Below are 19,846 nucleotides of genomic sequence, written 5' to 3'. Positions count from 1 at the left end.
CGACAGACACATCGAAAGACAGCCATGCATCTGAACAAGGTCTCCCTCGAAGCGCGCCACATCAGCCTGAGCTACGGCAGCACCGAGGTGCTCAAGGACGTCAACATCCGCATCGAGCCGGGCGAGTTCTTCGCCCTGCTCGGCCCCTCGGGCTCCGGCAAGTCCACGCTGCTGCGCCTCATCGCCGGCTTCAACCAGCACCAGCGCGGCGAACTGCTGATCGACGGCAAGGACATCACCGGCACGCCGCCGCACCTGCGCAACGTGGGCATGGTGTTCCAGAACTACGCGCTGTGGCCCCACATGACGGTGTGGGACAACGTGGCCTTCGGTCTGGTGGAGCGCAAGGAGCCCAAGGACTCGCTGCGCCGCAAGGTCGGGGCCGCGCTCGAACTGGTGGGTCTGCAGGACTACGCGCAGCGCCGGCCGAGCCAGCTCTCGGGCGGGCAGCAGCAGCGCGTGGCGCTGGCGCGCACGGTGGTGATCGAGCCCAAGCTGCTGCTGCTCGACGAACCCCTGTCCAACCTCGACAAGAACCTGCGCGTGCAGATGCGCGAGGAGCTCAAGAACCTGCAGCGCACGCTGGGCCTGACCACCATCTTCGTGACGCACGACCAGGAAGAGGCCATGACCACCGCCGACCGCATGGCCGTGCTCGACAAGGGCGTGCTGCAGCAGGTGGGCACGGCCGCCGCGCTGTTCGACTTCCCGGCCAACCGCTTCGTGGCCAGCTTCGTGGGCACGGCCAACCTCGTGCAGGGCCGGGTGACGCACGTCAACGGCGAGACCCTGCATTTCCAGGCCGACGGCCTGGGCGAGATGGTGCTGCCGCGCAACCAGGAGAGCCCGGGCACCGGGCCGGCGTCGCTGTCGTTCCGGCCGCACACCGTGCACATCCGCGTGCGCGACGAACATGGCGACGCCTCGCGCATCTGGCTCGACGGCCGGGTGGAAAGCTCCGAGTTCCTGGGCGAGACCTCGCGCTACCGCGTGCGCGTGGGCGAGACCCTGATCGTCGCCAACCAGGCGCACTTCTCGGGCCTCTCGCTGTTCCCGCCCGGGGCCGAGGTGCGGCTGGGCATCGAGCCTTCGCAGGCGCGCTTCCTGACGCACTGAGCGCCCGCCCGCATGGAGATCTACCAGCTGCGTGCCTTCGTCACGGTGGCCAAGATCGGCCAGCTCACGCGAGCGGCCGAGGCCCTGCACGTCACGCAGCCCGCCGTCACCGGGCAGATCAAGGCGCTGGAGGAAGAGCTGGGCGTCTCGCTGTTCGACCGGCGGCCCGGGCGCATCGCGCTCACGCGCGCCGGCGAGCGCCTGCTGCCCGAGGCCGAGAAGGTGCTGGCCGCCGCCGGCTCGCTGATCGGCCGCGCCAAGGAGTTGCAGGGCGAGGTGGCCGGCTCGCTGATCATCGGCACGCTGGGCGACCCGGACGCCTTGCGGCTGGGTTCCTTGCTCGGCGGCCTGGTGGCGGCGCTGCCCCTGCTGGACATCAAGACCCGCTCGGGCGACGCCGAGACGCTGCGCGAGGGCGTGGCGACCTCCACGCTGCAGGCGGCGTTCTACATCGGTCCCCACATCCCGCGCGACGTGCTCGGGCTGCCCCTGCAGACGCTGCACTACCGGGTGGTGGCGCCGGTGGCCTACCGCGATCGGCTGTTGCACGCGGGCTGGCGCGAGATCGCCGACCTGCCCTGGATCGGCACGCCGCACGCCGGCCATGTGCAGACGCTGCTGCGCGACCTGTTCTCGCGCCAGGGCCTGCTGCCCAACCAGGTGGTGGAGTCCGACGATGCGTCGGCGCCTTACAGCCTGGTGCGCGCGGGCCTGGGGCTGGCGCTGCTGCGCGAGGACATGGCCGTGCCCGCCGCCGAGCGCGAGGAGCTGGTGATCTGGCCGCACACGCGCGTGGCCGCCCTGTTGAGCTTCATCTACCCCAAGACCGCCGAGCACGACCCGGCCATCGTCGCGGCGCTGTCGGTGCTGCGCCAGGTCTGGGGCCTGCCGCCGCGCCAGCCGGTCTGAGGCGGCTCAGGAGGTGGGGCGTTCGCGCGTGGGGATGCGCGCCACCACGACCAGGCCGATGGCGGCGGCGGCCAGCAGCGCGGCCAGCACCCAGGGCTGGTGGCGAAAGCCCCAGGCCGAGAGGCTCACCATCACCACCATGGAGCCGATCGCCACCGTCTTGGTGCGCCGGGTCAGGCTGCGGTGCTGCTCCCAGTCGCGCACCATGGGGCCGAGGAAGCGGTGGTTGAGCAGCCAGCCGTGCAGGCGGGGCGAGGCCTTGGCGTAACAGGCCGCGGCCAGCAGCACGAAAGGCGTGGTGGGCAGGCCCGGCAGCACCACGCCGATGAGGCCCAGCGCCAGCGACACCGTGCCGGCCAGCCAGAGCAGCCAGCGCACGGTGCGGGAGGACGAGGGAGAAGAGGGCATGACGCCAGCATCTTAGCCAGCGCCAGGGACCGCAGCCAGAGCACCCGCGGAACCGGCTTTGCCGGGCCGCCAGGTGCGCCCCCTCAGGGGGTGACGCCGAAGGCGGCGCGGGGGGATGTCAAGATTTTTGGCCGACGGTGAGCGCGATCTCGCCCACGCCTTCGACGCTGCCCGTGATCTTGTCGCCCGGTTGCACCGCGCCCACGCCTTCGGGCGTGCCGGTGTAGATCAGGTCGCCGGGTTGCAGGTGGTAGAACAGCGAGAGGTCGGCAATGATCTCGCGGATGTTCCAGATCAGCTTGTCCACATCGGACTTCTGCTTCACGGCGCCGTTGACGGCCAGCTCGATGCCGCCGCGCTCGATCACCACGCCCGGCATGGGCACGATCTCGCTGCACACGGACGAGTGCTCCACGTCCTTGCCCAGGTCCCAGGGGCGGCCCTTGTCGCGCGCCACCAGCTGCAGGTCGCGCCGCGTCATGTCCAGGCCGCAGGCGTAGCCGTAGATGATGTCCTGCGCGTCCTCCGCCTTCACGCGGAAGCCCGCCTTGCCCACCGCCAGCACCAGCTCCATCTCGAAGTGGTAGTTGTTCGTCTCGCTGGGGTAGGGCGTGGTCGCGCCCGAGAGCGCCAGCGTCTGCGGGGCCTTGGTGAAGTAGAACGGCCGCTCGGCCGTCTTGTCCACCGGCTTGCCCATTTCCACCGCGTGCGCGTGGTAGTTGCGGCCGACGAAGAACAGGCGGTTGACGGGGAATTGTTCGGTCTTGCCGCGCACGGGAACCGAAGCGACGGGGGGCGGGGGGAAGAGGTAGGTGGTCATGGGTCTTCAAGGCCGGGTCAGGGCATGGCGGGTTGGTTGTCGGGGCGCACTTCGTAGACGCCGAGCTTGCGGTGCAGCGGCGACTCGTCGGCGATGAACAGGAAAGCCGGGGCGCTGGCCGAGGCATTGGTGAGCGTGGTGGCGGTGTAGCCGGGAATGCAGCAGGTGTCGGCCACCACCAGGTCGAAGCCCTGCGCGTCGGTGGCCACGCGGGCCGCACCTTCGATCACGTGGTAGATCACCGCGGGCGAGCGCGCGGGCAGCGTGAGCGCCTGGCCCGGACGCAGCATCAGGGCATGAAAGCCCAGCACGTTCTCGGCGTCCTCGCCGGACTCGGGGTTGGTGTAGGTCACCTGCACGGCGTCGAGGTCGGGCCGGTCGGCCGCCATCGATTCCAGCGCGGCCTTGGCATCGACCCAGGGATAACGCAGCATGGGGTAGCGCTTGCCGCTGCGGCCGAACACCGGCGTGGGCACCACGCCCGGCCGCGCATAGGCCCGGTCGCCGCGGCCCGGCAGGGTTTCCTGGCGCCCGCCGTTGAGGTGGTAGCTCACCTCCAGGTAATACATCAGCGGCAGGTCGAGCACGTCGAGCCAGATCACGGGCTGGTCGCCGTCGTGGCCGTGCTCGTGCCAGCGGCCCGTGGGCGTGAGGATCAGGTCGCCGCGCGACATCGGGCACTTCTCGCCGTCCACCGTGGTCCAGGCGCCTTCGCCTTCCACGACCATGCGCACCGCGTTGGGCGTGTGGCGGTGGCTGGGCGCCCATTCGCCCGGCATCAGCAGCTGCATGCCCAGGTACATGGCCGCGCTGGCCTGCATCTTCTCCAGCGTGTGGCCCGGGTTGGCCAGCACCAGCACGCGGCGCTCGGCCTTCTCGATCGGCGTGAGTTCGCCGGCCTTGAGCAGCAGCGGCTTGATCGACTGGTAGGCCCAGTGCGTGGCCTGCGTCTGGCGCGACGGCATCTTCGGCGGCAGCACGCCACGCAGGCTGGGCCACAGCGGCACCAGGTTGAGCGCGCGCAGCTCGGCCACGTAGTCGGCGGGCAGGTCTTCGAGTCGTCCGAGGTCGTTCATGGGGTCTCCTGGGTTCAGTGAGGGGCCAGACAGTTCTCGACGTTCCAGCCGTACAGCCACTCCATCGCATCGTAGAAGCGCTCCGGCGAACGGCCGCGCCAGAGGTCGTTGCGCACCAGGCGCTCCACCCCGCTGGCGTGGTAGATGCGGCCCATCTCGCGCGAGCTCAGCACGATGCGCGCGGTGCGCGCCACGCGCGAACGCTGGTACAGGTCGAAGGCCTTCTCGAAGTCATTGTGGTTCACGCGCAGGGCCTCGCCCAGCGTCACCGCGTCCTCGATCGCCATGCAGGCGCCCTGCGCCATGTACTGCGTGGTCGGGTGGGCGGCGTCGCCCAGCAGCGTGACGCGGCCATAGCTCCATTGGCCGATCGGTTCGCGGTCGGCCGTGGCCCAGCGCTTCCAGCTCTTGGGCAGGTCGATCAACTGGCGCGCCTTGGGGCAGATGCCCTGGAAGTAGCTCTGCACCTCTTCCTTGCTGCCTTCCTTCACGCCCCATTCTTCGGCCTCGCGGCTGTGGAAGGTCACGACCACGTTGTACTGCTCGCCGCCGCGCAGCGGGTAGTGCACCAGGTGGCAGTTCGGGCCGACCCAGATGCTGGCCGCGTTCCAGCGCAGGTCTTCGGGGAAGTCGGCCTTGTCCACCACCGCGCGGTAGACCACGTGGCCGGTCACGCGGGCCTCGTCGCCCACGAACTGCTGTCGCACCACGGACTTCACGCCGTCGGCCCCGATCAGCGCCAAGCCGCGGTGGGCCGTGCCGTGCTGGTCGTGCACCGTCACGCCCGCGGCGTCCTGCTCGATGCGCTCCACACGCGTGGAGGTGAGGAACTGAATCTGGCCGCTGGCCTGCACGCCTTCAAGCAGCGAGCCGTGGGCGTCGGCGCGGTGGATCACCGCATAGGGGTTGCCAAAACGCTGGCGGAAAGCCTCGCCGGTGGGGATCTTGCCGACCTGGTACTCGTCGAGCGCGTCGTGCATCACCATGAAGTCGGTGTAGACCGCCCGGCTGCGCGCCTGCTCCCCCACGCCGAGCGCGTCGAAGGCGTGAAAGGCGTTGGGGCCCAGCTGCATGCCGGCGCCGATCTCGCCGATCTCGGGCGCCTGCTCCAGCACCTTGACGCGAAAACCCTGGCGCACCAGGGCGAGCGCGGCGGCCAGGCCGCCGATGCCACCACCGGCCACCAGCACGGGGAGTTCCTGGGAGGGCGAAGTCATGGGTTGTCTCCTTCACATGCAAGGCATGCTGACGATAAGTGTACTTATTGTATGGGCGATGCTAGGATTCCGGCAAGCCCCTCCCGTCCTCCGACTGCCCGACTCTCTTCCGCCCCCCCTCTCATGAAGCGCTGCCAGCCTCCGGCCATCGACATCGACGATCAGCCCGGCCACAACATCCGGCGGCTGCACCAGATTTCGGTCGGCATCTTTCTTCGGGAGCTGGGCGAACTTGAACTCACGCCGGTCCAGTACGCGGCGCTGCAGACCGTGGCCAACCACCCCGGGATCGACCAGCGCACGCTGGCGCGCACCATCGCGCTGGACGCGTCCACCACGGGTGGCGTGGTCGACCGCATGGAGTCGCGCGGCTGGCTGGAGCGGCGCACCTCACCCGAAGACCGGCGCTCGCGCCAGCTGGTGTTGACCGACGCGGGCAACGCGCTGCTGGCCGAGGCCGTGCCGGCCATGCTGCAGGTGCAGGAGCACATCCTGGCGCCGTTGTCCGAGCGCCAGCGCGGCGAGTTCATGAAGCTGCTGCGCCTGCTGGTGGACACCAACAACGCGCACAGCCGCGCACCCAGCGAAGCGATGAAGTGAGCCGCGCGGCGGGGCGGCTCAGCCCCGCAGGTGCGCCACGACGGCGTTCACCACCTGCTCGTCGCGCAACAGCCGCGTGTGGCCCAGGCCGTCGGTCGCCATCAGGCGCGCGCCGGCGATCGCATCGCGGTAGGCCTCGGCGTCGGCAAACCGGTTGATGCGGTCCTCCCGGTCGTGCACGATCAGCGTGGCCACGGCCACGCGCGGGCCGACCGCCGCCGGCTCGAACTGGCGCATCAGGATGCCCTCGCGCGCCTCCACCCGCTGCTGCAGGCGCTCCCGCGTGTCCTCGCTCAGGCCGAAGACCTTCGCGAACAGGCGGGTGTACGCATGGGGCGAGGCCGGGGGCGCGAGCAGCGCGAGCCGGGCCACGGGCAGGCCGCGCGCGGCCGCATAGGCCAGGGCGTTGGCGGCGAGCGAATGCGCTGCCACGGCACGCACCTCGTGGCCCTGCTGCTGCAGGCGCGCGGTGAGGTACTCGATGGCGCGCGCGAACTGCGGCAGGTTGCTGGTGCTGCCTTGGCTGCGCCCGTGCGCGGGCAGGTCCACCAGCACGGGCCGCAGGCCCTGGTTCATCAAGGCCTGCGCCAGGGGCAGCATCTGCGCGGCGTGGCCGCCCCAGCCATGCAGCAGGAGCACCACGGGGCCGGGCGCGCCGGGCGGCTCGTACAGCGTGATGCTGGCCTGCTCGAAGGGCCAGGGCGTGGCCCGCCAGGCGGCCAGCGCGGGCTGGCGGCGGTGCAGCCATTTGGGCGGCAGTGGCGTGCCGAACACGCGGTAGGCGCCTCGCACCGCCAGCGCCGGCCAGAGCTTTTCGGACAGGCCCAGCGCCCAGCGCAGCCAGCGCGTGCCCGGGTTGGCCTGGTAGTAGGTGGAAGCGGTTTGCAAGGGGGTGGTGCTCATGGCGTTCTCCGGTAAATCGCACAATCGTGCGAAATTGAGGCAAAAAAAGAGAAGCGGTCAGTGTTCGTAGGTCTTGACCAGGCGGGCCCAGGTCGCCTGGGCGCGTTCGGCGGCGCGCGGATCGCGCAGGAAGCGCACGTCGTGGACCAACCCGATCGCCAGGCTGCAGATCTCGCCCACCAGTTGTTCGGGGTCGGTGTCGGGTTGGAGGTGGCCGAGCTCGATCGCCTGCAGCACGGTGCGCCGCAGCGCGGCCCGCCAGCGCGTGACCTCGCCCAGCAGCAGGTCACGCAGCTCGCCTTCGCGGTCGTCGAGTTCAAAGGCGCCGGAGGTGTAGAGGCAGCCGGTGTGCGCCTCCACGTCGCGCAGGCGGATGAGCCAGCGCCGCACGATCTCGCTCAGGCGCGGCAGCCCCTTGGGCGCCTGCATGGCGGGCACGAACACGTCGCCGATGAAGCGGCGGCCGAACTCTTCGATCACCGCCTTCTGCAAGGCCTCGCGCGAACCCACGCGCGAGAACACGCCGCTCTTGGAGATGCCGATGCGGTCGGCCACCGCCTGCAGGGTGATGGCCTCCAGCCCGTCGGACGCGGCCAGGTCCAGCGCCGCGCCCACGATGGCGGCGCGCGTCATTTCACTCTTCTGGGTCCGGGCGTCCATGGCGCGACTTTAGCACGATCGTGCGAAATAACAAGGCCCTGACCCGCTTGGCGCGGCCCGCCGCCGTCGCTATGATCGCGGCGTCCTGTGCACCCTTGGTGGCCGCCCTTGGAACCCCCCCACTCCCCCCTGCTGACGCTGGAACACCTGGCCATGATGGATGCCGGGGTTTCCGTCATCGTCAGCAGCTGCGGGCCGGACCTCACGCCCAGCGTCATGCGGGCCGTGGGCAGCCAGGTCGGGCCGCAAGGCCGCCTCATCACGGTGTACCTGTGCCGCAGCCAGTCCGCGCAACTGTTGCGCGACATCGCCCGCAGCGGGCGCCTGGCCGCGGTGTTCAGCCAGCCCAGCACCCACAAGACCGTGCAGCTCAAGACGCGCACCGCCCGCCTGCGCGAGGCGCGCGAGGACGAAGCGGCGGTGCTGCAGCGTTACCTGCGCGGCATGGAGCACGAATTGGCCCTGCTCGGCTTCGACCGCGCCTACGCACGGGCCATGCTCACGCACCGCCTCGACGACGTGGTGGCGATCGAGTTCGAGCCCGAACAAGCCTTCGACCAGACGCCGGGCAGCAAGGCCGGCCAGCCGATCGCGGGGCGCGCATGACGGCGGTGGACCTGGCCGAGGTGAGGCCTTGTCTGGAAGGGGTGATTCCCGCCATGGTGGCGACCACGGCGGCCGACGGCACGCCCAACGTGGCCTACATCTCGCAGGTCTATTACGTGGACGAGGGCCACGTCGCGCTGTCGTTCCAGTTCTTCAACAAGACGCGCCAGAACCTGCTGGCCCACCCGCGCTCGACGCTGCTGGTGCTCAACCCGCTCAACGCGGTGTTCTACCGCCTGCACCTGCGCTACCTGCGCACCGAAGAGGAGGGGCCGGTGTTCGAGAGCATGAAGGCGCAGCTCGCCGGCATCGCCTCCCACACCGGCATGGCCGAGGTGTTCCGCCTGCGTGGCTCGGACATCCATGAGGTGATCGAGGTGGAGCGGCTGCCGCAGGAGCCGCTGGCCGAACCGCTGCCGCTGCCGCCTCCCCCGCCGGCGGCGCTCGCGGTGCTGCGCCGGGCCAGTGCGCGCCTGTCGAGCGCGCGCAGCCTGGGCGCGGTGCTGGAAGCCACGCTGGACGTGTTGGAGAACGAGCTGGCCATGCCGCACGCGATGCTGCTGATCCTCGATGCGGCCTCTCAGCGCCTCTACACCGTGGCCAGCCGGGGTTACGCCACCTCGGGCGTGGGGTCGGAGATCGCCCTGGGCGACGGCGTGATCGGCGTCGCCGCGCGCGAGCGCACGCCGGTGCGCATCGGCCACATGGCCAGCGCCTACCTCTACAGCCGGGCCATGCGCGACAGCCTGGTGAGCGGCGACGGCAGCGTCCCGGCCGGCACCGACATCCCGTACCCCGGCCTGTCCGAGCCGCACAGCCAGCTGGCCGTGCCCCTGTTGTCGGCCGGCCGCGTGACCGGCGTGCTGTTCGTCGAAAGCCCGTTGGACCTGCGGTTCAGCTACGAAGACGAGGACCTGCTGGTGGCGCTGGGTGGGCAGCTCGGCGCCGTGATCGACCTGATGCAGGCGTCTGAAGCGGCCTGCACCGAAGAGGAGACCCCGAGCGCCGCCGCCACCGCGGCACCGGTGCCGGCCGGTCCCGCGCTGCGCGTGCGGCACTACCGCAGCAACGACAGCGTGTTCGTCAACAACAGCTACCTGATCAAGGGCGTGGCGGGGGCGATCCTGTGGAAACTGCTGCAGGACGGCCAGCGCCAGGGTCGCAGCGAGTTCACCAACCGCGAGCTGCGGCTCGATGCCTCGCTGCGCCTGCCCGATGTGGCCGACAACCTGGAGGCCCGCCTGCTGTTGCTGCACCGCCGGCTGGCCGAGCAGTGCCCGCAGTTGCGCATCCAGAAGACGGGGCGGGGGTGTTTCCGCTTCGAGGCGCTGCGCCCGGTCGAGCTGGAAGAGGTGGCGGCCTAGACCGTGGCCAGGCCGGGCACGGGCGGCAGGCCGAGCCCGCGCGCGAGCTTCATCGCGTTGTGCGCGTTGAGCATGCCGCGCGTGGCGTCGAGCATGCCTTCGAACACCGGTGCCGGTGCGCCCGCCCGCATCTCCTGCATCACACCCAGGCGTTCGGGCGCGTTCAGGTTGGGCAGCATCCAGCGCATCACGAGCATCATCTCGGCTTGCGGGATGGTCGCCACCAGGGCGTTGTGCACGTCCACCAGTTCGGCGTCGGTGTAGGCGGCCCAGAGCGCGGCGTTGTGCGCGGTCTCTTCGGTGTGCATGTGCTGCAGGTTGTCGGCCACGAACAGGGCGAGCGCGAGGTACAGCGCGTGCAGGCCGGCTTCGCGCTCGTCCGCGTCGCAGCCTGACAGGGCCTGGGCGGCGTCGCTCAAGTGCTGGATGTGGTGCAGGTGCCCATCGTGCTCTCGCGCCACGCGGGCGCAGACGCCGGGGCAGCGCGCCTCCAGCGCCGGGTGCACGAAGCCGTTCTCGTGCGCCACGTGGTTGGCGCACAGCGCCATCAGCTCGACCACCTGCGCGACGGTGCGCGCCAACTCCGCGCCGTCGGTGGGGTCGGTGCGGCCGACCGTGAGCAGGGTGTCGGCCATGAAGGCGCGCAAGGCCTTGTGGATGCCGGCATAGAGGTTGAAGCGGCCAAGGCCGGTGCGGGCGGTGGCGGCGACGTGCGCCATTTCGAGGGCGTGGGATTGCATGGTGTGGATTCCTTTGGCAGGCGAATGGCCCGGCCTTGTCTCGGGATGACCGCCGCACCCCATGTGCGGCGAATCATGGAGCGTCAGTCTAGGAATCCGCGCTTCGCCGCGCCGCTAAATAGCGCTTAAAGGAATCGTAAAAAAACCTTAACCCGTCAAAAACGGGCCGCCATCAGTCCAAACCGCGCACGCGACCGCGCAATTGTTTGACGCCGGAGCGGGCCGCCTTGCCTTCCAGCCGCCGCTGCTTGGCGCCGAAGCTGGGTTTCGTGGCCTTGCGTGCCTTGGGCACCGTGGCCACGCTGTCCACCAGGGCCTGCAGCCGCTCCAGCGCCTCGGCCTTGTTCTGCTCCAGGCTGCGGCTGGTCTGCGCCTTGATGACCACCACGCCTTCGGTGGTGATGCGCTGGTCGCTCAGCGCGAGCAGGCGCTCCTTCACCGCTTCGGGCAGGGAGGAGCCGTGCACCGCGAAGCGCAGGTGCACCGCGTTGGAGACCTTGTTCACGTTCTGTCCGCCCGCGCCCTGGGCGCGGATGGCGGTGAACTCGACCTCGGCGGGATCGATGGTGATCGGCATCGGCGCAGTGTGCCACGCGCCACATGCCGCACTCAGCCGGGCGGCAGGGTCGCGGGGCCGTCGTCCGTCTCGTCCTTGAGCCCGATGCCGGTGAGCTGGCGCTGGCGGGCCTGCGCGAGCAGCGCGTGCAGTTTCGCGGCGGCGCGCGCGGGTGGCAGGCCGGCGTCGCGCACGTTGGAGATGCAGTTGCGCTCGGCGTCGCGGCGGCCGGGCCGGGGTGCCCAGGTGAAGTAGATGCCCAGGCTGTCGGGCGAACTCAGGCCGGGGCGCTCACCGATCAGCACGACCACGGTGCGCGCGCCCAGGGCTTCGCCGATATCGTCGCCGATGGCCACGCGGCCTTGTTCGACCAGGGCCACGGGCGCCACCGTCCAGCGGTGGGCGGGGTCGGCGCGCAGCCGGGGCAGGAGCGCGGCCATCAGGGGCGCGGCGTGGCGCATCACGGCCAGCGCCGAGAGGCCGTCGGCGATCACGAAGGCCAGGTCGGGTGTTTCGATCTTGGCGTGGTCGGCGTGCCAGCGCTGCAAGGTCTCCCGCGAGGCGGCGTCCAGCCGCCGCCCGAGGTCGGGGCGCTGCAGGTAGGCGGCGCGGTCCGGCGCGGCGCTGTGCAGGTGCAGGCTGGTGAGGTCGAGCGCCTGCAGCGCGCCGGCCAGGTCGCCGGGGTCGAAGGCCAGGTGCACCGCATCGCGCGCCTGGGCGTGCGCCAGCTGGAAGGCGAGGTGCGCGGCGGTGGGCTGGCTGTGACCCGCGCGGCCGAGCGCGATGCGCGCGTCGGTGAAGCCTTGCAAACGCGCCCAGGTAGCGGGGATCACCGGCGCGCTCATGCGCTGCGGCCCAGCCGGGCGATGGCCGGCGCGAACGCGGCCGGCAGGGTGGGGCTCAGGCGCAGCACGTCGCCGGCTTCGGTGACGCCCATGCGCCGCAGCCAGGCCTCGAACTCGGGCGCCGGCCGCAGGCCCAGCAGCTGCCGCATGGCCAGCGCGTCGTGGAACGAGGTGCTCTGGTAGTTGAGCATGATGTCGTCGGCGCCCGGCACGCCCATGATGAAGTGCACGCCCGCCGTGCAGAGCAGGGTGAGCAGCGCGTCCATGTCGTCGGCATCGGCCTCGGCGTGGTTGGTGAAGCACACGTCGCAGCCCATGGGCAGGCCCAGCAGCTTGCCGCAGAAATGGTCTTCCAGCCCGGCGCGCAGGATCTGCTTGCCGTTGTAGAGGTACTCCGGGCCGATGAAGCCGACCACGGTGTTGACCAGCAAGGGCTGGAAATGCCGTGCCACGGCGTAGGCCCGTGCCTCCAGGGTCTGCTGGTCGCAGCCGTGGTGCGCGCCGGCCGAGAGGGCGCTGCCCTGGCCGGTCTCGAAATACATCACGTGCTCGCCGCGCCGGCCGTCGTCGAACAGCGCGCCGCGTTGCAGCGAGAGCGCCGCGGCGCGCGCTTCGGCCAGCAGCGCGAGGTGAATGCCGAAGCCGCGGTTGGCGGCCTCGGTGCCGGCGATGGACTGGAACACCAGGTCCACCGGCGCGCCGCGTTCGATCGCCTGCAGCGTGTTCGTCACGTGGGTGAGCACGCAGCTCTGCGTGGGCATGGCGTAGCGGGTGATGAGCTCGTCGAGCATGGACAACAGGCGCATCACCTGGGGCAGGTTGTCGCTCGCGGGGTTGATGCCGATCACCGCGTCGCCGCTGCCGTGCAGCATGCCGTCGAGCAGGCTGGCCGCGATGCCGGCGAGGTCGTCGGTCGGGTGGTTGGGTTGCAGGCGCGTGGCGAGCCGCCCCGGCAGGCCGATGGTGCCGCGAAAGCGCGTCACCACCCGGCATTTCCGCGCGATCAGGGCCAGGTCCTGCACGCGACAGAGCTTGCTCACCGCGGCCACCATCTCGGGCGTGAGGCCGGGGGCCAGCGCGGCAAGCGCCTCGGAGCTGGCCGCATCACCCAGCAGCCAGTTGCGGAAATCGCCCACCGTGAGGTGCGCCACCGGCGCGAAGGCGGCTGCGTCGTGCGTGTCCACGATCAGCCGCGTGACCTCGTCGTCTTCGTACGGCACCACCGCCTCGTGCAGGAAGTGCGAGAGCGGGAGTTCGGCCAGCGCCATCTGCGCGGCCACGCGCTCCTGGCTGCTGGCCGCGGCCACGCCGGCCAGCTGGTCGCCCGAGCGCAGGGGCGTGGCGCGCGCCAGCAGCGTGCGCAGGTCGTCGAACCGGTGGCTCTGTGTGCCGACGCTGTGGTGAAAACCCATGCGCCCCACTGTACGGCCAAGCGCGGCTCCAGTCACCCCGGAACCCGTGGGTGGATGGCCACGCTGGGATAATCGCCCCATGGCAAGCAAACAGCGCGTGGTGGTCGGATTGAGCGGGGGCGTGGACTCCGCGGTGAGCGCGTACCTGCTCAAACAGCAGGGGCACGAGGTCATCGGCATCTTCATGAAGAACTGGGAAGACGACGACGACAGCGAATACTGCTCGACGCGGCAGGACTTCCTGGACGCCGCCAGCGTGGCCGACGTGCTCGGCATCGACATCGAACACGTGAACTTCGCCGCCGAGTACAAGGACCGCGTGTTCGCCGAGTTCCTGCGCGAGTACCAGGCCGGGCGCACGCCCAATCCCGACATCCTGTGCAACGCCGAGATCAAGTTCAAGGCCTTCCTGGACCACGCCATGCGCCTGGGTGCCGAGAAGATCGCGACCGGCCACTACGCCCGGGTGCGTGAGCGCGCCGGGGCGTTCGAGCTGCTCAAGGGCAGGGACCCGCTCAAGGACCAGAGCTACTTCCTGCACCGCCTGAACCAGGCGCAGCTGGCCAAGACGCTGTTCCCCGTGGGCGAGCTGCCCAAGACCGAGGTGCGCCGCATCGCGGCCGAGATCAACCTGCCCAACGCGAAGAAGAAGGACAGCACCGGCATCTGCTTCATCGGCGAACGGCCGTTCCGCGACTTCCTCAACCGCTACATCGCCAAGGAGCCCGGCCCGATCAAGGACGCCAAGGGCCGCGTGCTCGGCCAGCACGTGGGCCTGAGCTTCTACACCCTGGGCCAGCGCCAGGGCCTGGGCATCGGCGGTGTGCGCGAGAAGGGCGCGCAGAAGGGCGGCAACGAGCATGCGCCGTGGTTCGTGGCGCGCAAGGACGTCGAGAAGAACACGCTGTGGGTGGTGCAGGGCCACGACCACCCCTGGCTGCTCACGCCTCGCCTGCGCGCGCAGGACGCGAGCTGGGTGGCCGGCCATGCGCCCGAGGCCGCCACCCTCGCCGCCAAGACGCGCTACCGCCAGGCCGATGCGCCCTGCCGTTTCGAGGCCGAGGGCGATCAGGGCTTTGCGCTGGGCTTCACCGACCCGCAATGGGCCGTGACCCCGGGCCAGAGCGCGGTGCTGTACGACGGCGAGGTCTGCCTGGGTGGTGGCGTGATCACGACCGACGCCGCGTCTTTCCAGGCATCGCCGGTGAATGCCCGGCCCGTGACGGCTTAGGCCTTGTGCGACGCCCCGAGCCGGGCGTGAATCCGCCGCGTGGTGCGCCACACGGCCCACAGCACCAGGGGAATCAGGGCGCCCGCCGCCATTTCCGGCTGGATCGGCAGCCCCGCCGCCTTGGCGCCCTTGGCGAGGTAGAGCAGCAGGCTGATCACGTAGTACGAGATCGCCGCGATCGACAGGCCTTCCACCGTGGTCTGCAGGTGCAGCTGCATTTCCTGGCCGCGCGTGAGTTTCTCCAGCAGCTGCTGGTTCTGCGCCTCGGTCACGATGTCCACCCGGGTGCGCAGCAAGGCGCTGGTGCGCGAGACGCGCTCGGAGAGGGACGTGAGCCGCTGCGCGCTCGCGGCCACGGTGGCCATGGCCGGTGACAGGCGCCGCTGCATGAACTCGCCTATGGTCTGCGTGCCCGGGATGGGCCGCTCGCGCAGTTCGGCGATGCGCTGTGTGACCAGGGCGTCGTAGGCGCGCGTCGCGGCAAAGCGGTAGGTGTTCTCGGCCGTGGCGCGCTCCACACGCGCGGCGAGCGATACCAGCTGATCGAGCAGATCCTGTTCCGAGGCCGACTTGTTTTCCAGCTGCGCGGTGATGCTGGCGAGCTGCGCTTCGGCCTGCGTCAGCGTGGGCCCCAGGGCCTTGGCGACGGGCAGGCCGCGCAGCGCCATCAGCCGGTAGGTCTCCAGCTCCAGCAGGCGCTGCGAGATGCGCCCGGCCCGGGTTTCGCTGACGTGGGGCGGCGCGATCACCAGCACGCGTTCGAAGCCCGAGGGCTGCAGGTGGAAGTCGGTCACCGCCCACGAGTGGCCGCCGCCCAGCTGGGAGGCCACCACGGTGCGGTGGCCGAACCAGCGCTGGGCCGGCCCCATGAGGCTGGCCTGGGCCGACGGCGTCTGCTCCGGCAGCTCGGCGTGCAGCATCACGAGCTGGATCGCCGCGATGGTCCGGCCGGGAATGTCGCGCAGCCAGCCCGGTGGCGTCACCAGGGCCTCCAGCAGGTCGGGATCGCTGGCGCCCAGCCCGGCTTCGGCGGGCAGGGCCTGCACGAGGGAGTAGCGCGTGAACTCGGTGTGGCGCTCCCACTTCAGCGTGTGCTCTCCAAAGCGCAGCCGCAGGAAGTTGCCTTGCATCTGCTCGGGCGAGAGGCCCTGCTGGCCCGGCAGCCGGCGCAGGTGCTCACGTTCCTGCTCGCGGCTCACGCCCTCGTTGAGCACGGCGACGAACACCACCAGCGCGGGCAGCCGGATGCGCGCGGAAGGCCGCGCGTGCACCTCGTTGTGCAACTCGGCGCGCAGCGCGTCGTCGGCGGGCAGCAGGCCCTGGGGCAGGGCGGTCGGAGCGGACGTTTCGGGGGATTCGTTCATGGGCGGGGCATCGGCGATGGACGTTCACTGTATGCGAAGCGACGTGGCCCCCGCTGCCCCGTGAGGGGTGACAGGCCCTAGCGAACCGAGGGGGCGACCGAGGGGTCGGTGAACACCAGCGACAAGGGATAGCGCTGCCCCGACAGGTGGTCTTCCATGCAGCGCAGCACCAGCGGGCTGCGCAGGCGCGCGGCGTTGGCGCGGATTTCCTCGGGTGTCATCCACAGGGTGCGCACGATGCCGGCGTCCAGCGCGCGGCCGGGCAGCGCCTCGCCCAGTTCCCCGCTGTAGGCGAAGCGCAGGTAGGTGATGTCCTCGTCCGGCTGGCCCGCGCGGCCCGGGCGCTGGAAGCGCGAGAGGTACACGCCCACCAGGGCCGTGGGCGTGAACGCGTGGGTGGTCTCTTCCAGCGTTTCGCGCACCACGCCTTCGAGCGGGCCTTCGCCCGGATCGAGGTGGCCGGCCGGGTTGTTCAGGCGCAGGCCGTCGGCCGTGTGCTCCTCGACCAGCAGGAAGCGCCCGTCGCGTTCGATGACGGCGGCCACGGTGACGCTGGGTTTCCATCGGGTGTTCATGGCGCGCATTATGGGCTTTGCGGCGCGCCGGCATGGGCCGAATCGGGCGCTTTCGGGTAAGCTCGCCCGACTTTCACATTCAACTTGTGGGTGAGGAGATATTCATGCTGATAGGCGTACCCGCTGAGACCACAGTGGGCGAGACCCGAGTGGCCGTGACCCCGGAGACGGCGAAGAAGTACGTGGCGCAAGGCCACACCGTGCGCGTGCAATCGGGCGCGGGCGTGGCCGCCAGCGTTACCGACGCGGCCTACACCGCCGTGGGCGCGGAGATCACCGATGCGGCCGGCGCCCTGGGCGCCGACCTGGTGCTCAAGGTGCGCCCGCCGTTCAACAACGAGCTGGCCCTGATGAAACCCGGCGCCACCGTGGTCGGCATGCTCAACCCCTTCGATCCCGTGGGCCTGCAGCGCCTGGCCACGGCCGGCCTGACCGCCTTCGCGCTTGAAGCCGCGCCGCGCACCACGCGCGCGCAGAGCATGGACGTGCTCTCCTCGCAGGCCAACATCGCCGGCTACAAGGCCGTGATGGTCGCCGCGCACCACTACCAGCGCTTCTTCCCCATGCTCATGACGGCGGCGGGCACGGTCAAGGCCGCGCGCGTGGTGATCCTGGGCGTGGGCGTGGCCGGCCTGCAGGCCATTGCCACGGCCAAGCGCCTGGGCGCGGTGATCGAGGCCTCCGACGTGCGCCCGAGCGTGAAGGAGCAGGTCGAGTCGCTGGGCGGCAAGTTCATCGACGTGCCCTACGAGACCGCCGAAGAGAAGGAAGCCGCCGAAGGCGTGGGCGGCTACGCCCGCCCGATGCCGCCGTCCTGGTTGGAGCGCCAGAAGGCCGAGGTGGCCAAGCGCGTGGCGCAGGCCGACGTGGTCATCTCCACCGCACTCATCCCGGGCCGGGCCGCGCCGGTGCTCATCACCGAGGACATGGTCAAGTCCATGAAGCCCGGCAGCGTGATCGTGGACATCGCCGCCGGCAAGGGCGCGGACGGCGTGGGCGGCAACTGCCCGCTGACCGAGGCCGACAAGACGGTGGTCAAACATGGCGTGACGCTGGTCGGCGAGACCAACCTGGCGGCCATGGTCGGTGCCGATGCGTCGGCGCTGTACGCGCGCAACGTGCTCGATTTCCTCAAGCTCATCGTCAACAAGGACGGTGCGCTGCACGTGGACATGGAAGACGACATCGTGGCGGCCTGCCTGATGGCGCAAGGCGGCGAGGTCAAGCGCAAATGAGCCGTGTGATGCTGCGCGCGAAACTGCACCGCGCGACCGTGACCGAGGCCGACCTGCATTACGAAGGCTCCTGCGGCATCGACGAGGACCTGATGGATGCCGCCGACATGCGCGAGTACGAGAAGATCGAGCTCTACAACGTCAACAACGGCGAGCGCTTCTCGACCTACATCATCAAGGCCGCGCGAGGTTCGGGCGCCATCTCGCTCAACGGCGCGGCCGCGCGCAAGGCGCACGTGGGCGACCTGCTGATCATCTGCACCTACTCCCCGGTGGACGACGCGGCCGTGCCGCAGTGGAAGCCGCGTGTCGTGTTGCTCGGCGAGGGCAACCGCATCAACGAGATCAAGAAAACCTGAAGCGAGGAGACTCCTATGGACGCCGTATCCCCCACCGTGCTCAACCTCATCATCTTCGTGCTGGCCATCTACGTGGGCTACCACGTGGTGTGGAACGTCACGCCCGCGCTGCACACGCCGCTGATGGCGGTGACCAACGCCATCTCGGCCATCGTGATCGTGGGTGCCATGCTGGCCGCCGCGCTCACGGAAACCCACCTGGGCAAGACCATGGGCGTGCTGGCCGTGGCGCTGGCCGCGGTCAACGTCTTCGGTGGCTTCCTGGTCACCCGGCGCATGCTGGAGATGTTCAAGAAAAAAGAGCGCAAGGCGCCCGCAGCTGAGGGAGCGCACAAATGAGCATGAACCTCGTCACGCTGCTGTACCTGGTCGCCAGCGTCTGCTTCATCCAGGCCTTGAAGGGCCTGTCGCACCCCACCACCTCGATCCGGGGCAACATCTTTGGCATGACCGGCATGGCCATCGCCGTGCTGACCACCGCCGCGCTCATCGTCGAACTCTCCGGCGGCAAGGCACAGGGCATGGTCTGGGTGCTGGGTGGCCTGGTGGTCGGTGGCGCCATCGGCGCGCTCATGGCCAACCGGGTCGAGATGACCAAGATGCCCGAGCTGGTCGCCTTCATGCACAGCATGATCGGCCTGGCCGCGGTCTGCATCGCCGTGGCCGTGGTGGCCGAGCCCTGGGCCTTCGCCATCGTCGCCAAGGGCGAAGCGATCCCGGGCGGCAACCGCATCGAACTCGCGCTGGGCGCCTTCATCGGGGCCGTCACCTTCTCGGGCTCGGTCATCGCCTTCGGCAAGCTCTCGGGCAAGTACAAGTTCCGCCTGTTCCAGGGCGCACCGGTCACCTTCGCCGGCCAGCACAAGCTCAACCTGGTGCTGGGCCTGGCCACGGCCTTCTTCATCTTCGGCTTCTGGCATTCGCAGAGCTGGATGGACATCGTGCTGGTGATCGCGCTGGGCTTCATCCTGGGCGTGCTCATCATCATCCCCATCGGCGGCGCCGACATGCCGGTGGTGGTGTCCATGCTCAACAGCTACTCGGGCTGGGCGGCCGCCGGCATCGGCTTCAGCCTGAACAACTCCATGTTGATCATCGCCGGCTCGCTGGTGGGCTCCTCCGGTGCCATCCTCTCGTACATCATGTGCAAGGCGATGAACCGCTCGTTCTTCAACGTGATCCTGGGCGGCTTCGGTGGCGACGCCACGGCGGCCGCGGCCGGCGGCGGCGTGCAGCGCACGGCCAAGAGCGGCAGCGCCGACGACGCGGCCTTCATCCTGGGCAACGCCGAGACCGTCGTCATCGTGCCCGGCTACGGCCTGGCCGTGGCACGCGCTCAGCACGCGGTGAAGGAGCTGGCGCACAAGCTCACCGAGAAGGGCATCACCGTGAAGTACGCCATCCACCCGGTGGCCGGCCGCATGCCGGGGCACATGAACGTGCTGCTGGCCGAGGCCGAGGTGCCGTACGACCAGGTGTTCGAGATGGAGGACATCAACGGCGAGTTCGGCCAGGCCGACGTGGCCATCATCCTGGGCGCCAACGACGTGGTGAACCCGGCCGCCCTGCAGAAGGGCAGCGCGATCTACGGCATGCCGATCCTGGAGGCCTACAAGGCCAAGACGGTGATCGTGAACAAGCGCTCCATGGCCGCCGGCTACGCGGGCCTGGACAACGAGCTGTTCTACATGGACAAGACCATGATGGTCTTCGGCGACGCCAAGAAGGTCGTCGAGGACATGACCAAGGCCGTCGAGTAAATCGAAAGCGTCCATTTCCGAGCGATACCCGAAGGGCCCGTGGCGACACCGGCCCTTCGGTTTTTGTAGCATGCTTGCAGCCAGTCGCGG

22 protein-coding genes are annotated in these 19,846 nt (G+C 69.9%); 10 read left to right on the top strand and 12 right to left on the bottom strand.

Annotated features, from left to right (window positions below):
- Positions 1 to 30 precede the first annotated feature (30 nt).
- Together AC1Q9M_RS22860 and AC1Q9M_RS22855 are read left to right on the top strand one after the other, a co-directional pair.
- Positions 31 to 1,116 (top strand): ABC transporter ATP-binding protein, encoded by a 1,086-nt coding sequence (locus AC1Q9M_RS22860; RefSeq protein ID WP_382325771.1) that lies wholly within the window; start codon positions 31 to 33, stop codon positions 1,114 to 1,116.
- A gap of 12 nt (positions 1,117 to 1,128) precedes the next feature.
- Complete coding sequence (locus AC1Q9M_RS22855) at positions 1,129 to 2,025, top strand: LysR family transcriptional regulator (protein ID WP_382328042.1); 897 nt, start codon at positions 1,129 to 1,131, stop codon at positions 2,023 to 2,025.
- Between the two features lie 6 nt (positions 2,026 to 2,031).
- Here AC1Q9M_RS22855 and AC1Q9M_RS22850 read toward each other — a convergent pair whose 3' ends face one another.
- From AC1Q9M_RS22850 to AC1Q9M_RS22835, 4 genes are all read right to left on the bottom strand, one after another.
- Positions 2,032 to 2,433, bottom strand: coding sequence for a YbaN family protein (locus AC1Q9M_RS22850; protein WP_382322259.1), 402 nt, complete (start codon positions 2,431 to 2,433; stop codon positions 2,032 to 2,034).
- Positions 2,434 to 2,551: 118 nt separating this feature from the next.
- The gene (locus AC1Q9M_RS22845; RefSeq protein ID WP_492435907.1) at positions 2,552 to 3,253 is read right to left on the bottom strand and encodes a fumarylacetoacetate hydrolase family protein; all 702 of its coding nucleotides are present in this window, start codon (positions 3,251 to 3,253) and stop codon (positions 2,552 to 2,554) included.
- 17 nt (positions 3,254 to 3,270) lie between these two features.
- Complete coding sequence (locus AC1Q9M_RS22840; protein WP_444687692.1) at positions 3,271 to 4,329, bottom strand: cupin domain-containing protein; 1,059 nt, start codon at positions 4,327 to 4,329, stop codon at positions 3,271 to 3,273.
- A gap of 14 nt (positions 4,330 to 4,343) precedes the next feature.
- On the bottom strand, positions 4,344 to 5,546 hold the full coding sequence (locus tag AC1Q9M_RS22835) for a 3-hydroxybenzoate 6-monooxygenase (protein ID WP_382322256.1): 1,203 nt from the start codon (positions 5,544 to 5,546) through the stop codon (positions 4,344 to 4,346).
- Between the two features lie 123 nt (positions 5,547 to 5,669).
- Here AC1Q9M_RS22835 and AC1Q9M_RS22830 point away from each other — a divergent pair, with 123 nt between their 5' ends.
- Complete coding sequence (locus AC1Q9M_RS22830) at positions 5,670 to 6,146, top strand: MarR family winged helix-turn-helix transcriptional regulator (RefSeq protein WP_291113619.1); 477 nt, start codon at positions 5,670 to 5,672, stop codon at positions 6,144 to 6,146.
- A gap of 18 nt (positions 6,147 to 6,164) precedes the next feature.
- Here the strand turns inward: AC1Q9M_RS22830 and AC1Q9M_RS22825 are convergent, their stop codons facing one another.
- Positions 6,165 to 7,049 carry an alpha/beta hydrolase gene (locus AC1Q9M_RS22825; protein WP_382322254.1) on the bottom strand — a complete coding sequence of 295 codons (885 nt, stop codon included), beginning with the start codon at positions 7,047 to 7,049 and terminating at the stop codon, positions 6,165 to 6,167.
- A 57-nt stretch (positions 7,050 to 7,106) separates the two neighbouring features.
- A complete protein-coding gene (locus AC1Q9M_RS22820; protein WP_291113625.1) occupies positions 7,107 to 7,709 on the bottom strand; it encodes a TetR/AcrR family transcriptional regulator in 603 nt (200 codons plus the stop codon).
- A 108-nt stretch (positions 7,710 to 7,817) separates the two neighbouring features.
- Here AC1Q9M_RS22820 and AC1Q9M_RS22815 point away from each other — a divergent pair, with 108 nt between their 5' ends.
- Both AC1Q9M_RS22815 and AC1Q9M_RS22810 read left to right on the top strand, forming a co-directional pair.
- Complete coding sequence (locus AC1Q9M_RS22815; protein WP_492435902.1) at positions 7,818 to 8,315, top strand: hypothetical protein; 498 nt, start codon at positions 7,818 to 7,820, stop codon at positions 8,313 to 8,315.
- Positions 8,312 to 9,679, top strand: a complete 1,368-nt coding sequence (locus AC1Q9M_RS22810) for a GAF domain-containing protein (RefSeq protein WP_492435900.1) — start codon at positions 8,312 to 8,314, stop codon at positions 9,677 to 9,679. Before AC1Q9M_RS22815 ends, AC1Q9M_RS22810 begins: the two co-directional genes overlap by 4 nt.
- Here AC1Q9M_RS22810 and AC1Q9M_RS22805 read toward each other — a convergent pair.
- The 4 genes from AC1Q9M_RS22805 to AC1Q9M_RS22790 form a co-directional block, all read right to left on the bottom strand.
- Entirely contained in the window at positions 9,676 to 10,419 is a 744-nt protein-coding gene (locus AC1Q9M_RS22805) for a hemerythrin domain-containing protein (protein ID WP_492435898.1), read from the bottom strand. The genes AC1Q9M_RS22810 and AC1Q9M_RS22805 overlap by 4 nt on opposite strands.
- A gap of 172 nt (positions 10,420 to 10,591) precedes the next feature.
- Positions 10,592 to 10,996 (bottom strand): alternative ribosome rescue aminoacyl-tRNA hydrolase ArfB, encoded by a 405-nt coding sequence (gene arfB / locus AC1Q9M_RS22800; RefSeq protein ID WP_382153132.1) that lies wholly within the window; start codon positions 10,994 to 10,996, stop codon positions 10,592 to 10,594.
- Between the two features lie 32 nt (positions 10,997 to 11,028).
- On the bottom strand, positions 11,029 to 11,820 hold the full coding sequence (gene eutC, locus AC1Q9M_RS22795; protein ID WP_492435896.1) for an ethanolamine ammonia-lyase subunit EutC: 792 nt from the start codon (positions 11,818 to 11,820) through the stop codon (positions 11,029 to 11,031).
- Entirely contained in the window at positions 11,817 to 13,232 is a 1,416-nt protein-coding gene (locus AC1Q9M_RS22790; RefSeq protein ID WP_492435894.1) for an ethanolamine ammonia-lyase subunit EutB, read from the bottom strand. The genes eutC and AC1Q9M_RS22790 overlap by 4 nt, the downstream gene beginning before the upstream one ends.
- A gap of 79 nt (positions 13,233 to 13,311) precedes the next feature.
- Here AC1Q9M_RS22790 and mnmA point away from each other — a divergent pair, with 79 nt between their 5' ends.
- Positions 13,312 to 14,463, top strand: coding sequence for a tRNA 2-thiouridine(34) synthase MnmA (gene mnmA / locus AC1Q9M_RS22785; RefSeq protein WP_492435892.1), 1,152 nt, complete (start codon positions 13,312 to 13,314; stop codon positions 14,461 to 14,463).
- Here mnmA and AC1Q9M_RS22780 read toward each other — a convergent pair.
- Together AC1Q9M_RS22780 and AC1Q9M_RS22775 are read right to left on the bottom strand one after the other, a co-directional pair.
- Positions 14,460 to 15,827 (bottom strand): DUF3422 family protein, encoded by a 1,368-nt coding sequence (locus AC1Q9M_RS22780; RefSeq protein WP_382322247.1) that lies wholly within the window; start codon positions 15,825 to 15,827, stop codon positions 14,460 to 14,462. The genes mnmA and AC1Q9M_RS22780 overlap by 4 nt on opposite strands.
- Before the next feature lie 77 nt (positions 15,828 to 15,904).
- On the bottom strand, positions 15,905 to 16,402 hold the full coding sequence (locus AC1Q9M_RS22775; RefSeq protein ID WP_291113652.1) for an NUDIX hydrolase: 498 nt from the start codon (positions 16,400 to 16,402) through the stop codon (positions 15,905 to 15,907).
- 104 nt (positions 16,403 to 16,506) lie between these two features.
- Between AC1Q9M_RS22775 and AC1Q9M_RS22770 the strand changes: the two genes are divergently transcribed.
- Genes AC1Q9M_RS22770 through AC1Q9M_RS22755 form a run of 4 tightly spaced genes read left to right on the top strand, consistent with a single transcriptional unit; the run spans position 16,507 to position 19,756 of the window.
- Entirely contained in the window at positions 16,507 to 17,637 is a 1,131-nt protein-coding gene (locus AC1Q9M_RS22770; protein ID WP_492435890.1) for a Re/Si-specific NAD(P)(+) transhydrogenase subunit alpha, read from the top strand.
- Entirely contained in the window at positions 17,634 to 17,996 is a 363-nt protein-coding gene (gene panD, locus AC1Q9M_RS22765) for an aspartate 1-decarboxylase (RefSeq protein WP_291113658.1), read from the top strand. The genes AC1Q9M_RS22770 and panD overlap by 4 nt, the downstream gene beginning before the upstream one ends.
- A gap of 15 nt (positions 17,997 to 18,011) precedes the next feature.
- Complete coding sequence (locus AC1Q9M_RS22760; protein ID WP_382322245.1) at positions 18,012 to 18,335, top strand: NAD(P) transhydrogenase subunit alpha part 2; 324 nt, start codon at positions 18,012 to 18,014, stop codon at positions 18,333 to 18,335.
- Positions 18,332 to 19,756, top strand: a complete 1,425-nt coding sequence (locus AC1Q9M_RS22755) for an NAD(P)(+) transhydrogenase (Re/Si-specific) subunit beta (protein ID WP_444687682.1) — start codon at positions 18,332 to 18,334, stop codon at positions 19,754 to 19,756. The genes AC1Q9M_RS22760 and AC1Q9M_RS22755 overlap by 4 nt, the downstream gene beginning before the upstream one ends.
- The last annotated feature ends 90 nt before the right edge of the window (positions 19,757 to 19,846 follow it).

It is taken from the genome of Hydrogenophaga sp. GW823-FHT04C09, from assembly GCF_058796355.1.
Note: the sequence above shows the minus strand (reverse complement) of the source record. Positions and strands in the feature narration are given on the sequence as shown.